Below are 15,309 nucleotides of genomic sequence, written 5' to 3'. Positions count from 1 at the left end.
CCGCGACGTGGTCGGGGTCGCGGCCGAGGGCGACGCGGAAGCCGTCGTCGTCGTCGAAGAACCGACCGGGGACGACCAGGACGCCCTCCTCCCACGCCGCCGCGACGAGTTCGTCGCCCGAGACGGCCTCGTGCGAGAGGAAGGCGAACGTGCTGTCCGGATGGACCGTCCCGGAGAGCACCTCGTGGTCGGCGACGAACGCCGCGAGGTGTTCGTGGTTCGCCCGGAGGTGTTCGCGGGCAGACGCCGACAGTTCCTCGCGGTTGTGGAGGGCCCGGCGGGCGAGGGCGCGACTGGGTTCGGCGACCGTCGGGACGTGGAACGCCGCGTCGCGCGCGGCGTCCAACACCTCGTCGGCCCGACGAGCCATCCGATTCTGAGGCCGCCGAGCCCGTAGAACTTGGTCAACGACCCGGTGACGACGGTGTGCGGGAGGCCGGCACCGGTGACGCCGCCGAAGGCGGTATCCCCTCTGCTGTCGGCGACGAACGGCGCGTACACCTCGTCCACGAGGAGGTAGCCCCCGGCCTCCCGGCACGCCTCCGCCGTCGACGAGAGCGACTCGCGAGTCGTCAGGCGGCCCGACGGGTTGTGTCGGTTCGACGCGACGGCGAGGGCGAAGTCCTCCCGCGCGGCGGCGGTGACGCGGCGCGGCGAGAGGGCGTAGCCCTCGCTCTCCGGGCGGAGGTAGCGGTCGACGCGGGCGCGAGGGCGCCGGGCGTGGCGACCAGCGGTTGGTAGCCGGGTTTCTCGACCAGCGTCTGCGGGTGGGCGTCGTCGCCGTCCGTGGCGACGGCGAGGGCGGCCGACTCGGCGAGGAAGTTCGCGTGCGTCGCCCCCGCCGTGACGAGGACGTTCGTGGGGTCGACGTCGTACTCGGCGGCGAGTTGCGACCGGAGCGTCACGTGGTCCGGCGGGTCCGGGAGGCCGGCCAGTCGGTCGGGGACGATGGCGGACTCGTTCGGGTCGGTCCGGAGGTCGCTGGACCCGAGGTCGTACTCGGCGGCGTCGACCCGGCCGGATATCCACTCCAGATAGGGAAGCGGCGGAAACATGGCTCGGGGTTGACGATGGGGCGAGTAAGCCGTTTGGGTACGGGAACCGCGGTCACTCGCGCGGACGTCGACGCCGCGAACGTGTCGCCCGAAGCGTTGCTGCTCTCGGAGTATTATTTAAATCAGCGCAAGAAATTTAAGCTAGTACCGAGGCGTGAGTGAGAACTCGACAGGTGATTATAAGTCAGTATGAACACTACGTAGTCTTGCCGGGGTGCCTCTGACAACCGGCAGTTATCCGCGCTGGCCTGCCCGGACCGGCGCGGTCACTGGGGGTCCTCCCCCAGTTCTTTCCCTTCGAAACAGTTCACCACCGCAGAGCGGAGCGTCTGTCTATCCGCCCGACGGACGAGATGCGCGTGGCAGTCGCAGTCCGACGCGCCGAACCCGCGAACCGGCGACGACTCCGGTCCGAGTCCGGTCGCGACGGCGCACTCGACGTCTCGGCGAGGCGCGGCGGCGATACCGACGAGTTCCACGTCGCGTGTCCGCCGAGGTAGTCGACGTGCCAGTGGCGCACGTCGTGGTCGCCGGCGGCGACGCGGCAGTGTCGGGCGACGCGTCCGAGGCCGTTCGACCCGAAGGCGCTTCCGACGTAGGCGTAGGCGCCCGCCGGGAACGCGACGGCCCCGAGCGACCCGACGGAAATCTCCGTCGCCGCGGGCGTCTCGAACAGGAGCGCGTAGGTTCCCGGCGGCGCGTCGCCCGCGCCGATTCCGAGTTCGTCCGCGCCGGCGGCGACGGCCGCCGGGTCGACGACGACGACCATCTACGAGAGGGCTTCGGGCCGTTCGGCCGCGGCGTCGACGAGTTCGTCGAACAAGTCGCCGGCCGCGTCGTCCAGCGGATACACGTCGTGGTAGTCGGCCGGGTCGCGGCCGCGTCCGCTGGCGAGGCCGACCGCCTTGGCGATTCGCTCGTAGTTGTCGCGGACGAGCGAACTGACGATGCCGGGCGTGCCGGCCCGGTCCGCGAGTTCCTCGGCGGCGGACCGCCCCGCGTAGACGCGTCGCTCGCGGCGGTCCACGAGGAACATGGCGAACGGCGTCTCGCCGAACTGGCGTTCGAGAAACGCCTGCGCGGCGTCGTCGTACCACGAGATGGCGCCCACGGTGTCCAGTTCCCGGAGCTCTCGCCGCGATGGAACAGTACGGGCACTCACCGTCGTACACGAGAACCGCGTCGTACTCGGGCATGAGCGGAGGTTAGGACCGCGACGGCAAAACGGTGCTGGAGCGCGTGCTAGTCCGTGTCACGACCGAAACGGTCAGGTCGGCGTCGGCCGGAGCACCGACGTGGACGAACTCGTCGCGTGGCTTCGGGACCGGCCGTACTACGAGGGACAGATACGCGACCACCGGCGGGTCCCGGCGCGCGACCCCGAGTTCGCGGACGTGACGCTCGAATCGCGCCTCGAATCCGCGCTCGCGGACCGCGGCATCGACCGACTCTACCGCCACCAGGCCGAGGCCATCGACGCCGTCCGCGACGGCGACAGCGTCGTCCTCGCCACGCGGACGGCCAGCGGAAAGAGCCTCGCCTACACGGTGCCGGCGTTCGAGCGAGCGATGGACCACGGCGGACGCACCCTCTACCTCGGTCCGCAGAACGCCCTCGTCGCCGACCAGGAGGAGACGCTGTCGGACCTCGCCCGCGGCCTCGGCTTCGGCAGTCGCGTCTCCGTCGCGCAGTACACGGGTCGGCTCTCGAAGAGCGAGAAGCGGGACGTGCGCGACCGGCGCCCGACGGTCCTCCTCTCGAACCCCGACATGCTGCACTACGCCCTCCTACCCCACGCGCACCGCCTCTGGGAGTGGTTCTTCTCCTCGCTGGAGACGGTGGTGATAGACGAGGTGCACGGCTACCGCGGCGTGTTCGGCAGTCACGTCGCCCTCACGCTCCGCCGCCTGAACCGCATCTGCGAGCGCTTCGGGTCGGACCCGCAGTACGTCTGCTGCTCGGCGACCATCGGCAACCCCGTCGAACACGCGCGCGCATCACCGGGAAGTCCGAGTCGTCGTTCCGCCTCGTGGACGAGGACGCCAGCGGAACGGGCGCGACCCACTGGGTGCTGTGGAACCCGCCCGAGTACGAGGGCGACCGGGGCGGGAGCGGCCGTCGCCGGTCGAGCCACGTCGAGACGAAGCGACTGTTCGTGGACCTGCTCTCGCGAGGCCACCAGACGTTGGCGTTCACGCGCGCCAGACAGGCCGCCGAGCGCTACGCCACCGAGAGCGCCGAGGAACTCCGAGAGCGCGGTCGGAGCGAGGCGGCCGCGGGCGTCGCCGCCTATCAGCCGCGCTGAAACACGAGCGGCGGCGGGAGATAGAGAGTGGCCTCCACGACGACAGCGTCACCGGCGTCTGGTCCACGAACGCGCTCGAACTCGGCGTGGACGTGGGCGGACTGGACGCCGTCGTGATGGACGGCTACCCCGGCACGCGGATGTCGACGTTCCAGCAGGCGGGGCGCGCGGGCCGCGGCGACGACGACGCCCTCGTCGTCCTCGTCGGCGGCGAGGACCAACTGGACCAGTACCTGCTGCGTTACCCCGAGGAGTTCTGGGAGGGGGACCCCGAGCGCGCCGTTTGCAACCCCGTGAACGAGGAACTACTCCCGGACCACGTCGCCAGCGCCGCCGCCGAGAACTGGCTGAAGCCCGACGACGACAGGCACTTCGGGGAGACGACGCCAGAGGTGGTGTCGGACCTGGAGGCGGCCGGCCGACTCGAACGCCGCGACACCGCACAGGGCGTCCGGTGGACCCACTCGGGCGGCGGCAGCCCGCAACACGAGATGAGCCTGCGCACCATCGAGAGCCGGGAGGTGGACCTGCTGGACGGCCGGTCGAACGACGTCGTCGCGTCGCTGTCGTTCGGCGACGCCCTGCGGGACGCCCACCCCGGCGCGATATACCACCATCAGGGCCAGTCCTACGAGGTGACGGAACTCGACCTGAACCGCGACACGGCCGTCCTCCAGCCGACGTGGGCGGACTACTACACGCGCGTCCTGCACGACAAGGAGATAACCGTCGAGGCGGACCTGCGGTCGAAACCGCTGTCGGCCCGGCCCGACACCGAGGTCAGGTTCGCCGAGTGACGATGCGCAAGCGAATCACCGGGTTCGAGCGCCGCGACCCGAAGCGCGGCGAGGCCATCGGCCGCGAGTCGCTGGACCTGCCGGAGACGACGCTCCGGACGAAGGCGCTCTACTACACCGTCCCCGAGGACGTCGAACGGCGGATGCGCGCCATCGGCGACGCCGAACGCGGGGACGGACTGGGCCAGTACGACCTCTCGGGCGGCGACTACGGCTTCAACGGCGGCATCCACGCCGCCGAACACGGGATGATTTCGCTGTTCCCCCTCTCCTTTCTCTGCGACCGAGGGGACGTCGGCGGCCTGTCGACGCCGCACCACTCGCACACCGACCAGTCGACCGTCTTCGTGTACGACGGCTACCCCGGCGGCGTCGGACTGACCGAGAGCGGGTACGGCGAGGTGGAGACGCTCCTGCGCCGGACGCACGGGCTGATTCGGGACTGCGACTGCGAGGACGGCTGTCCGGCGTGCGTCCAGTCGCCGCAGTGCGGCAACGCGAACGACCCGCTGTCGAAGGACGAGGCGGTCTACCTGCTGGCGGAACTGACCGGGCGGACGGGCAGGTAGCGGGCGAGTGCGGCGTCGACGACCAGTAGCGACCCCACCGCCGGGAGCACCAGCGCCGCCTCCCACAGCGCGGACATCAACCCGAGGGCGACGATGAGCGTCGTCGCGCACGCGGGCGGGTGGACGGCGTCGACGGCGAGCATCCCCGAACTCGTCAGCCCCACGGCGGCGATACCGCTGAGGACCAGCCACGGCGTCCCGAAGTCCAGCGGCGTCGCCGGGACGGCGAACAGCGTCGAGACGGCGGCGTACGAGAGGAGGCCGCAGACGACGCCGACGGCGTGACCGCCGAGCACCGCCCGCGGCGTCGGGCCGCGGTCCCGGAACGCGAGGACGAACGCCGACGGACCGAGACTGGGGAACAGCGCGGGGACGCCCGTCACCCACGCCGTCGCTCCCGCCACGGTCAGAAGCAGCGAGGCCCGGACGCCGACGGTGAGTGGACGCGACACGCACGACGTTCGCCGGCGGGAGGGTATGAACGCGACGGCTTCGAGCGAGGCGACCGGCGGGGAACGACAGACATTTTAGGCTGGCCTAAACAGAGGGGAGTAATGAGTCAGGACATCTGCGTCGTCGTTCCGACGATTCGGGAGTACGAGTGCATGCGAGCGTACTTCGAGAACGCCCGCGAGCACGGTTTCGACCTCGACAGACTGTTCGTCCTCCTCGTGACCGAGGACTTCTGCGACACCGAGGCGATGGAGGCGATGCTCGAAGACGAGGGCGTCGCGGGCGCGGTGTACGACGGGTCGGCGCGCGAGGAGTGGTTCGAGCGACGCGGACTGGAGTCGTACACGCACCTGATTCCGGCGGCGTCGCACGCGCAGACGAGTTTCGGTCTCCTCTACATGTGGGCGAACCCCCGCTTCGAGCGCGGCGTGTTCATCGACGACGACACCCTGCCGCACGACGAGTGGGACTTCTTCGGCCGCCACCTCGGCAACCTCGACTACGAGGGCGAACTGGAGTCGGTGCGCTCGGACGAACGCTGGGTGAACGTGCTCTACCAGAACGCCGAGGAGCACGGTCTGTACCCCCGCGGATACCCCTACTCCGCGATGGACGAGTCGGTGGAGACGCAGACCCGACCGGTGGAGAACGTCGTCGCCTCGCAGGGCCTGTGGACGAACGTGCCGGACCTCGACGCCGTCCGCATCCTCATGGACGGCGACCTGGAGGGGCAGGCACAGACACGGACGGAGAAGGCCGACTTCACCGGCGACTTCGTCGCCGACGTCGGCCAGTATCTCACCGTCTGTTCGATGAACCTCGCCTTCGAACGGGAGGTGATTCCGGCGTTCTACCAACTGCCGATGGACGACAACGAGTGGGACGTGGGCCGGTTCGACGACATCTGGTCGGGCGTCTTCCTCAAGCGCGCGGCGGACCTCCTCGACGGCGAGGTGCTGACGGGTTACCCCCTCTGCGAACACAACAAGGCGCCGCGGCCGACGTTCGACGACCTGAACAACGAGGTGCCCGGACTCGAACTGAACGAACACGTCTGGGAAGTCGTCGACGACGCCGGCGCGGACGCGACGACGTGGACGGAGGCGGCCGAGACGATGGCCGACGCCCTCGCCGACGGCGACTTCGCCGACTGGAACAACGGCGCGTTCCTGAACACTGCGGGGAATACTGGCGCGACTGGTTGGCCTGTCTGGACGACATCGAGGCGGGTGCCGAGGCGGAAGCAGTCTCCGTCGCCGCGGACGACTGAGCGACTGCCTCGACACCGACCGTCGCCCGACAGACGAACCGGAAATTATAAACGGATTAGGCTGGCCTAAAACACTATGGACGAACAGGACGGTGAGCCTCGCGGCCGAAGTCGGCGACGATTCCTCGAAGCCGCCGCGGCCGTGGGTATCACCGGTGTTGCGGGTTGTAACGGACTGACAGGTAGCGGAACGGAGACGGGGACGGGCACCGCCACCGAAGCGGCGGGCACCGGCACCGGAACGGCGGCCGGGTCGGCCCCCGAACAGATCGGCTCCGGTCGGTCGCCGTTCGGCGGCCGCGACCTCTCCGACGCCGTCTCGATGCAGGAGATGCCCGACCTCGAGGGCGAACTCACGCTGTACTCCGGCCGCGGGGAAGCACTCGTCGGCGAACTCATCGGCTACATCGAGGACCTCTACCCGGACTTCACCGTCCGGCCCCTCTACAACTCCGCCGCCGAACTCGTCAACCAGATAGTCACGGAGGGGCAGAACAGTCCCGCGGACGTGTTCTACTCGGTCAACGCCGGGTCGCTGGGCGCGCTGAAACAGCGCGACCGGACGCAAGCGCTCCCGCAGGAGGTGCTGGAGTTCGTCCCGCAGAACTTCTACGACCCCGACGGCATGTGGGTCGGCACCTCCGGTCGCGCCCGGTCGATACCGTACAACACGAACACGTTCTCGGAGTCGGACATCCCGGACGGCATCATGTCGTTCCCCGACCAGTCGCGCTTCCAGGACGAACTCGGCTGGGCGCCCACCTACTCGTCGTTCCAGGCGTTCGTCACGGCGATGCGCATCCTCGAGGGCGAGGAGGCGACCCGACAGTGGCTGAACGGCGTTCAGGAACTCGGCGTCAGCCAGTACGCCGACGAGTTCCAGGTCGCCCGCGCCGTCGCCGACGGCGAGATTTCGGCCGGGTTCACGAACCACTACTACATCCAGCGCGTGCTGGCGCGGCGCGGGCTGGGCGCTCCGCTCAGGACCGCGTTCACGGAGGGCGACGCCGGCGCCATCTTCAACGTCGCCGGGGCGTGCGTGATGGACACCGCCGAAGACGCCTCGCTGGCGTCGAACTTCGTCCGCCACCTCCTTTCGGCGGAGGCGCAGGACTACTTCGCGCGAACGACGTTCGAGTACCCTCTCGTGCCCGAAGTCGAGCCCATCGGCCGCCTGCCGAGTATCGACGAGTTGAACCCGCCGGAGGGGTTAGACCTCACCCAACTGGCGGACCTCGAGGGGACGATCCGGCTCCTGCGTGAGACCGGTATCCTCTGAGGACGCCGACACCCAATGGCAACCGAGCAGCGAACCACCACCGAAGGCGGCGACCCCGACGAGCAGACCGACGCACCCCTCGGTCTGACCGTCGCCAGCGGTGCCGTCGCCGCCGCCGTCGTCCTCCCGCTTCTGTGGCTGGTGAAGACCAGCCTCGACGTCGGCTTCACGCAGGCGGTGTCGCTGCTCACGCGCCCGACGACGCTCACCGTCTTCGTCAACAGCACCGTCCTCGTGACGCTCTCGACGGCGGCGTGCGTCCTGCTCGGGGTGCCGCTGGCCTACCTGACCGTCCGCACGGACCTGCCGTTCCGGCGCTTCTGGACCGTCGCCGTCTCGTTACCGCTGGTCATCCCGAGTTACATCGGCGCGTTCGCGTTCGTCTCGGCGTTCAGCCCCCGGGGCGGCTTCCAGCGGTTCCTCGCGCCGTTCGGCGTCGAGCGACTCCCCGAGATATACGGGCTGGAGGGCACCGTGCTGGTGCTGACGCTCTACACGTACCCGTACGTCTACATCACGGCCCGGGCGTCGCTGAAGTCGATGGACACGACGCTCATCGACGCCGCGCGGACGCTCGAACACGGGCGCTGGGAGGCGTTCAAGCGCGTGACGGTGCCGCAGATTCGCCCCGCCGTCGCCGCCGGCGCGTTGCTGGCCGGGCTGTACGTCCTCTCGGACTTCGGGACGCCCTCCATCATGCGCTACGACGTGTTCACGCGCGTCATCTTCGTCGAGTTCGGCGCGTTCGGGCAGGACATGGCGACGCTGCTCTCGTTGCAACTCGTCGGCGTGACGTTCGTCATCCTCTGGCTGGAGTCGCGGATTCGCGGCGACGAACGCACCTCCGCCGGGGGCCGGTCCCGCGACGTGGTTCCGCTCGGCAAGTGGAAGCTCCCCGCGATGGCGTTCTGCGCGGCCGTCGCGGGACTCGCGCTGGTCGTCCCCCTCGCCATCCTCGTGACGTGGCTCGGCACCTCGTCGGCCTCGGTCAACCAGTCGCTCGCGTTCCGGTGGCAGTACGCCCTCAACTCCGTCTCCGTCTCGACGGCCGCCGCCCTCGTCGCCGTCGTGGCCGGGGTTCCCGTCGCGTACCTCTCGGCGCGACACGGCGACCGGCTGTCGTCGTACTTCGAGCGCGCGACGTACGTCGGCTACGCCGTCCCCGGCGTCGTCCTCGGCCTCGCGCTGGTCTACTTCGGAAGCTCCGTCGGCGCGCCCATCTACCAGTCGCTGTACCTGCTCGTGTTCGCCTACGTCATCCGCTTCCTGCCGCAGGCGGTGGGGTCGCTCCGCGCCTCGTTCCTGCGGGTGGACCCCTCGCTCCCCGAGGCGGCGCGGACGCTCGGGCGAACCTCCGTCGGCGCGTTCCGCCACGTCACGCTCCCCCTCGTCGCTCCCGGCCTGTTTGGCGGCGCGGCGCTGGTGTTCCTCACGACGATGAAGGAACTGCCGGCGACGCTGTTGCTGCGACCGCCGGAGTTTAAAACGCTCGTGACTCATATCTGGGCAGCGTACGGATCGGGGTACTTCGGACAGGCGGCGATACCCGCACTCGTCCTCCTCTTCGTCTCCGGGCTGTCGATGCTCGTCATCATCACGCAGGAGGGATACGATGTCAAATAGCACCACAACGACCCAACCCACAGACGCACCGAACCGGCAGTCGGACGACGACGGCGAGTCCGACGTCGTCCTCGAACTGGACGGCCTCCAGAAGTCGTACGGCACGGAGGAAGTCATCCACGACCTGTCGCTGTCGGTCCGTGAGGGCGAGATTCTCACGCTCCTCGGCCCCTCGGGCTGCGGGAAGACGACCACGCTCCGACTCCTCGCGGGCCTCGAACGCCCCGACGCCGGCGCCGTCCGACTGAACGGCCGGACCGTCTCGGGCGACGACTTCGTGCCGCCCGAGGAACGCGGCGTCGGCGTCGTCTTCCAGGAGTTCGCGCTGTTCCCGCACCTCACCGCCCGCGAGAACATCGCGTTCGGACTCGTGGACTACTCGGAAGCGGAGACGGACCGCCGCGTGGACGAGTTGTTGGACCTCGTGGACCTGCCCGGACAGGGCGACAGCTACCCCGACGAACTCTCGGGCGGGCAGCAACAGCGCGTCGCCCTCGCGCGTTCGCTCGCCCCCGAACCCGACATCCTCCTGCTCGACGAACCGTTCTCGAACCTCGACGTGGACCTGCGCGTGCAGATGCGCGAGGAGGTGCGCGACATCCTGAAGGAGGCGGGCGTGACCGCCATCTCGGTCACCCACGACCAGGAGGAAGCGCTCTCCATCTCCGACCGGGTCGCCGTGATGAACGACGGCAACCTCGAACAGGTGGGCGACCCCGAAGTCGTCTTCCAGCACCCCGAGTCGCGCTTCGTCGCCGGCTTCCTCGGCTACGCGAGTTTCATCCCCGGCTACGTCTCCGGCAACTCCGTCGAGACTGACCTCGGGCGCGTCCCGCGCGAGCAGATTCACGGGCTCGCCCCCGAGTACGACCACACGCGCATCGACGTGCTCGTCCGCCCGGACGACGTGTCCGCGCGCGCCTGCGGCGCCGACGAGGAGCCGTCCGGCCGCGTCACCGCCCGGCGCTACCTCGGCCCGACGTTCCTCTACGAGGTGGAACTGGAGACGGGCGAACGCGTCCAGTGCATGCACAACCACGACGAGAACGTGCCCGACGACGGGCCCGTCGTCGTGGAGATAGAGGCCGGACACGAGTTGGCGTGGTTCCCGCGGGAGCAGCGACCCGAAGACGACTCCCGCTACGGCGACTGACGCACCGTGTCTCGGCTCTCGCGTCACTCTCGGTCGCTCTCAGCTCGTCTGCGCGACGCCCTCCGCCGCCGCCCCGAACGCGCCGCCGCCGTCCTCCTCGCGAGCGGAGACGTGGTCGGGGAGTACACGGACGAACGGGTTCGCGTCGCGGGCGTCGGCGCCGCCAGCGACCGGGTCGGACTCGCCGACCGCGACTCGTACACGGCCATCTCCGCCTCGAAGGAGGCCGGTACGCGGGCCTACGAGATGGCCGGCGTCGGACCGGCGGACCTCGACTTCGCCGAGGTGCACGACTGCTTCGCCATCGCCGAACTCGTCGCCTACGAGGACCTCGGCTTCTGCGACCCCGGCGAGGCGGCGACGCTCCTCCGCGAGGGCGTCACCGACCCCGGCGGTGACCTGCCGGTGAACACCTCGGGCGGCCTGAAGTCGAAGGGGCACCCCATCGGCGCGACGGGCACCGGCCAACTGGTCGAGGCGTTCGACCAACTGACGGGGAACGCGGGCGAACGACAACTGGACGACCCGACGTACGGACTCACCCACAACGTCGGCGGAAGCGGCGGTGCCACCGTCGTCCACGTCCTCGAACGGGAGGCGGCGCGATGACGCTCGGACCCGCGGGCGTCGGCGCGTACGCGCCGCGGAACTACGTCACCGCGGAGACGATACGCGAGGCGTGGGGGCGGTTCGACGGCGCGGGCATCCGGCAGAAGTCCGTGACGGGCGCGGACGAAGACACGCTGACGATGGCCTACGAGGCCGCCCGACGTGCGCTCTCGGCGGCCGGGACGGACCCGGGTGCGGTCACGTCGCTCGTCTTCGGCACGACCACGCCGCCGACCGAGGTGGAGTCGGCGACGGCCAGACTGGTCTCGTTCCTCGGTCTCGCGGCGGACGCGACGACGACGCAACTCGCCGGGAGCGCGAACGTCGGCGTCGAAGCGGTCACGCTCGGACTCGACGCCGGTGACGGCGAGACGGTGCTCGTCGTCGCCAGCGACGCTCCTCGCGGTGCCCCCGACGGCGACGTCGAACACGGGGCGGGCGCGGGCGCGGCGGCAGTCGTCCTCACCGCCGACGGCGCGGGCGCGGTCACGGACCGGGCGACGCACACCGCGACGTACCCGGGAACGCGGTTCAGACCGGCCGGCGAGAGCGAGACGCGAGCGCTCGGCGTCACCCAGTACGACCGGCGGGCGTACCGCGAGACGGTCGGCGGAAGCGTCGCCAGACTCGACGCGGACCCGGACCCGGACGCGCGGCCCTCGGCGGTCCGGACGGGGACCTGCCGTACCGCGCGGCGGACGAGGTTGGCCTCGAACCCGAGACGATTCGGGCGGGGGCGACCGTCCACGAACTCGGCGACGCGGGCGCGGCGACGCCGCTTCTCGGACTGGCGAACGCGCTCGACGGCGGCGCGTCGCGCGTCCTCGTCGTCGGCTACGGCGCGGGAAGCGAGTCGACGGCCGTCCTCGTCGACGGCGACGTTCCGACCGCGTCGGCGACCGAGGGGACCGTCGAACGCTCCTACGCCGAGTACCTCCGCCTCCGCGGCGTCGTGACTCCGGGCGAACCCGAGGGCGGCGGCGCGTACGTCAGCGTGCCGAGTTGGCGGCGGACGCTCCCCCAGCGACACCGTCTCGTCGCCGGCCGATGCCGGGACTGCGGGTCGCTCTCGTTCCCGCCGTCGGGCGCGTGTTCGTCCTGCGGTACGCGCGATAGCTACGCCGAGGTCACCCTCCCCGGCACCGGCACCGTCGAGGCGGCGACGGTCATCGGACAGGGCGGGGCACCGCCGGAGTTCGTCGAGCAACAGGCCCGCGACGGGGCGTACGCCAGCGCCGTCGTCGCCCTCGACGGGCCGGACGGCGGCACGGTCAGCGCGCCGATGCAGGTGGTCGAGACGGACGGGAAACCGGGCGTCGGCGACGAACTGACCGCGACCGTCCGACGCGTCTACACGCAGGAGGGCGTCACGCGGTACGGAGTCAAGATGCTCCCCGTCGACGCCGAACGGTAGTCGCGGGTCCGGACGACACCACTCGCCCGTCGTTCATCGACCCGACGCGGGGCCACGAGAACAGTCTACGTTCGTCCGCCACTCGACCGGTGGTGACCTGCCCCTGAGCTTCACAGCTATAGTATCGTAACGCTCGACGCGCACGGCCGTGGCCGCGCTGATACCCGCCTGCCGTTCGTCGGTCGTTCGAGGCGGGGAGCTAGTGGTTCCGCCCGAGTTCGGCGCTCGCCGCGCTGCTACCAGTACCTTTCGACAATCTCGGCGGCGTTGTCGAGCGTCTCGTAGGAGTCCGGACGCTCCTCTGCCTCGTATATCAGCCAGTCGAAGCCGTGGTCGCGGACCGCCGAAACGGTTTCCTCGACGTCGATGTCTCCCTCGCCGACTTCGGCGGGTTCGCCCGCCTCGGCGTGGTAATCCTTCAGGTGGACAAGACGTATCCGGTCGGCGTGGTCGTCGAGGTACGAGAGCGGGTCGTAGCCGGCGGCGCCGACCCACCCGAGGTCCAGTTCGAAGGAGACGTCTTCCGTCGCCTCCATCAGGCGCGTCAGAGCCGGTTCGCCGTCGAGGTCCGCGAACTCCTGGTCGTGGTTGTGGTAGTGCAGAGAGAGGTCGTACTCCGCGAGGTCCTCGGCGACGGCGTCAGGCGCGCGCCCGCCGCTTCGACGGACGCTCGGTCCTCGAACTCCTCGGGCTCGAACCACGGCACGACGACGTTCTCACAGCCGAGTGCGCCGTACGTCTCCGCGACGGCTTCGGCGTTCGCCTCCAGTTCCTCGATGCCGACGTGCGCCCCCGCGAGTTCGAGCCCCGTCCGTTCGAGGGCGTCACCGACGTCCTCGGGGTCTGCATCACCGAGTCCGGCGAGTTCGACGCCGTCGAACCCAGTCTCGCCGACCCGTTCGACGACGGTCGGGAGTGGGTCGTCCACCGCGTGCAGGCTGTACAGTTGGAACGCGAACGATGTCATAGTCGACGTTCGACGGTTCGGCTGATAAGTGTCGGTGAACGGCCAAGGGTTGCCGACTCTCTGGCGGGAGGCTCCGGACGGGAACCGGAGGTCAGACGGCGTCCAGCGACTCCAGCACCTCGTAGCAGGCGTTGACGTGGTGGTAGCCGCTCTTGACCTTCGGGGTCGTCGTCGATGCTCGGGTGAATCGATCCGTCGGGCGTGAGCCGTTCGTAGCGGATGCCGAGCGAGCGGTTCGTCGCGTACTCGTGCAGGTAGTCGTGGATTCGGTCGTACCAGCTCCAGTAGCGGTCGTCGCCCGTCGTCGCGCCCAGTCGCGCCGCCGCGCCCAGTCCCTCCTCCAGCGCCCACGTGTACTTCGCGTCCACGATGGGTTCGCCCTCCCGGTCGATGGTGTAGTAGAAGCCGCCGCGTTCGTCGTCCCAGCCGTCGGTGACGGAGGCGTCGAAGAAGCGCTCGGCCCTGTCGAGGTACCAGTCGGCGTCGTCGTGGTGGTGCAGGCGGACGAGCAGTTTCGCCCACTCCAGCATGTGACCCGGTTGGTAGCCCCACGGGCGGAACAGGTCGGCCTTCTCGTCGCGGTTGTACTCCCAGTCAACCTCCCAGTCGGACGTGAAGTGTTCGCAGAGCAGTCCGTCAGCTTCGTCCGGTTTGTCCCGCGCGATGGTCTCTGCGACCGTCGCCGCCCGCGAGCGGTATCGTTCCTCGCCGGTGGCCTCGTAGGCGGCCAGCAACGCCTCGGTGGCGTGCATGTTCGCGTTCTGTCCCCGGTAGTCCGGTTCGGCGGGTTCCCAGTCGGCCGTCCGGTTGCTGGCGAACGCCCCGTGGTCGGCCTCCCAGAACTGCTCGTCGAGGATGTCGAACGTCTCTCCGATGCGGTCCGCCACGTCGCCGATGCCGGCGCGCGTGGCCGTTGCGTACGCGAGGAGGACGAACGCGTGGCCGTACGTCGACCGCGTCTCGTCGGTCGGTTCTCGCCCCTCGAACAGCCACGCGTAGCCGTCCCGTTCCTCGTCGTAGGCGACGTTTCGGAGGTACGAGAGGCCGTGTTCGGCGGCCGGTTCGCACCACACCGGGCCGTCGAGGAGTTTGCCGACGCTGAACGTGAAGACGAAGCGCGCGGTGGGGACGAGGTGCTTCGTCCGCGAGTCGTAGATGGCGCCGTCGCGGTCGCTCACCTGTGCGACGTAGCCGCCGAAGTGGGTGTCCACCGACCGCTCTCGGTGAAAGTGGAGGGCGTCGATGGCATCTCGACGGAGCCACTCGGGCGACCGGAACGGGGTCTGGTCGTTCATAGCCGTCCATCTCCGCCGCCGTGGAAAAAGCCACCGACGCCTCGCGGTTCGGTCGGTGACCGTCACCGACGCTCCCACTACACTTTTGCTCGTTCCGCTGAACTGCCGTACCATGACAGTAGACGAGTTCCTGCGAGGTGTCACCGCGCGCGACTGGGAGCGGCTGGAGTCGGGAACGCTCCGTCTGGCGATGGTCGGCCTCGGCTGGTGGACGCGCGAGCAGGCGATACCCGCCGTCGCGGATTCGAAGTTCTGCGAGACCACCGTCCTCGTTAGCAGTAGCCACGAGAAGGGCGACGAGGTGGCCGAGGACGTGCCACACGTCGAGGCGACGCTCACTTACGAGGAGTTCAAGGCCGGCGAGGCCACCGACGCGTACGACGCCGTCTACATCTGCACGCCGAACGCGCTTCACCTGCCCCACGCCGAGGCGGCGGCCGACCACGGCAAGGCGATTCTCTGCGAGAAACCGGTCGAGGCGACGCGGGAACGCGCCGAGGAACTGGTCGCGGCCGCCGAG

Annotated in this window: 8 protein-coding genes and 7 pseudogenes; 8 read left to right on the top strand and 7 right to left on the bottom strand. The window is 69.7% G+C overall.

Annotated elements, in window-relative coordinates:
* From GJ632_RS10670 to GJ632_RS10660, 3 pseudogenes are all read right to left on the bottom strand, one after another.
* Positions 1-1,055, bottom strand: a pseudogene (locus tag GJ632_RS10670) (pyridoxal phosphate-dependent aminotransferase); the annotation flags it as partial.
* Positions 1,056-1,321: 266 nt separating this feature from the next.
* Positions 1,322-1,824, bottom strand: a pseudogene (locus tag GJ632_RS10665) (DUF123 domain-containing protein).
* Positions 1,825-2,251, bottom strand: a pseudogene (locus GJ632_RS10660) (DCC1-like thiol-disulfide oxidoreductase family protein).
* Between the two features lie 99 nt (positions 2,252-2,350).
* Here GJ632_RS10660 and GJ632_RS10655 point away from each other — a divergent pair.
* Positions 2,351-4,726 (top strand): annotated as a pseudogene (locus tag GJ632_RS10655) (DEAD/DEAH box helicase).
* On the opposite strand, the gene GJ632_RS10650 reads toward GJ632_RS10655, so the two are convergent.
* The gene (locus tag GJ632_RS10650; RefSeq protein ID WP_343161127.1) at positions 4,687-5,178 is read right to left on the bottom strand and encodes an HPP family protein; all 492 of its coding nucleotides are present in this window, start codon (positions 5,176-5,178) and stop codon (positions 4,687-4,689) included. The pseudogene GJ632_RS10655 and the gene GJ632_RS10650 sit on opposite strands and share 40 nt — an antisense overlap.
* 102 nt (positions 5,179-5,280) lie before the next feature.
* Between GJ632_RS10650 and GJ632_RS10645 the strand changes: the two are divergent.
* The 6 genes and pseudogenes from GJ632_RS10645 (at position 5,281) to GJ632_RS10620 (ending at position 12,527) form a co-directional block, all read left to right on the top strand.
* Positions 5,281-6,449 (top strand): annotated as a pseudogene (locus GJ632_RS10645) (alpha-1 4-glucan-protein synthase).
* Positions 6,450-6,525: 76 nt separating this feature from the next.
* The gene (locus tag GJ632_RS10640) at positions 6,526-7,728 is read left to right on the top strand and encodes an extracellular solute-binding protein (RefSeq protein ID WP_089810824.1); all 1,203 of its coding nucleotides are present in this window, start codon (positions 6,526-6,528) and stop codon (positions 7,726-7,728) included.
* Between the two features lie 15 nt (positions 7,729-7,743).
* Positions 7,744-9,351, top strand: coding sequence for an iron ABC transporter permease (locus GJ632_RS10635; RefSeq protein ID WP_089810826.1), 1,608 nt, complete (start codon positions 7,744-7,746; stop codon positions 9,349-9,351).
* Positions 9,341-10,504 (top strand): ABC transporter ATP-binding protein, encoded by a 1,164-nt coding sequence (locus GJ632_RS10630; RefSeq protein WP_089810828.1) that lies wholly within the window; start codon positions 9,341-9,343, stop codon positions 10,502-10,504. The genes GJ632_RS10635 and GJ632_RS10630 overlap by 11 nt, the downstream gene beginning before the upstream one ends.
* 81 nt (positions 10,505-10,585) lie before the next feature.
* Positions 10,586-11,113, top strand: a pseudogene (locus tag GJ632_RS10625) (thiolase C-terminal domain-containing protein); the annotation flags it as partial.
* Positions 11,110-12,527: pseudogene (locus GJ632_RS10620) on the top strand (zinc ribbon domain-containing protein). The pseudogenes GJ632_RS10625 and GJ632_RS10620, both read left to right, overlap by 4 nt.
* A gap of 236 nt (positions 12,528-12,763) precedes the next feature.
* On the opposite strand, the gene GJ632_RS23590 reads toward GJ632_RS10620, so the two are convergent.
* Genes GJ632_RS23590 through GJ632_RS10610 form a run of 3 tightly spaced genes read right to left on the bottom strand, consistent with a single transcriptional unit; the run spans position 12,764 to position 14,789 of the window.
* Positions 12,764-13,129, bottom strand: a complete 366-nt coding sequence (locus tag GJ632_RS23590; RefSeq protein WP_231751484.1) for a sugar phosphate isomerase/epimerase — start codon at positions 13,127-13,129, stop codon at positions 12,764-12,766.
* Positions 13,072-13,494 (bottom strand): sugar phosphate isomerase/epimerase, encoded by a 423-nt coding sequence (locus tag GJ632_RS23585; RefSeq protein ID WP_231751483.1) that lies wholly within the window; start codon positions 13,492-13,494, stop codon positions 13,072-13,074. Before GJ632_RS23585 ends, GJ632_RS23590 begins: the two co-directional genes overlap by 58 nt.
* Complete coding sequence (locus tag GJ632_RS10610) at positions 13,491-14,789, bottom strand: AGE family epimerase/isomerase (RefSeq protein ID WP_231751482.1); 1,299 nt, start codon at positions 14,787-14,789, stop codon at positions 13,491-13,493. Before GJ632_RS10610 ends, GJ632_RS23585 begins: the two co-directional genes overlap by 4 nt.
* Before the next feature lie 112 nt (positions 14,790-14,901).
* Here GJ632_RS10610 and GJ632_RS10605 point away from each other — a divergent pair.
* A partial coding sequence (locus GJ632_RS10605; RefSeq protein ID WP_197427965.1) for a Gfo/Idh/MocA family oxidoreductase occupies positions 14,902-15,309 on the top strand: 408 nt, incomplete at its 3' end.

Origin of the sequence: Halogeometricum sp. CBA1124 (assembly GCF_009741955.1) — an archaeon.
Taxonomy (GTDB): Archaea; Halobacteriota; Halobacteria; order Halobacteriales; family Haloferacaceae; genus Halogeometricum; species Halogeometricum rufum.
The sequence above is the reverse complement of the archived record's forward strand: the minus strand, read 5'-3'. Positions and strand labels throughout refer to the sequence as shown.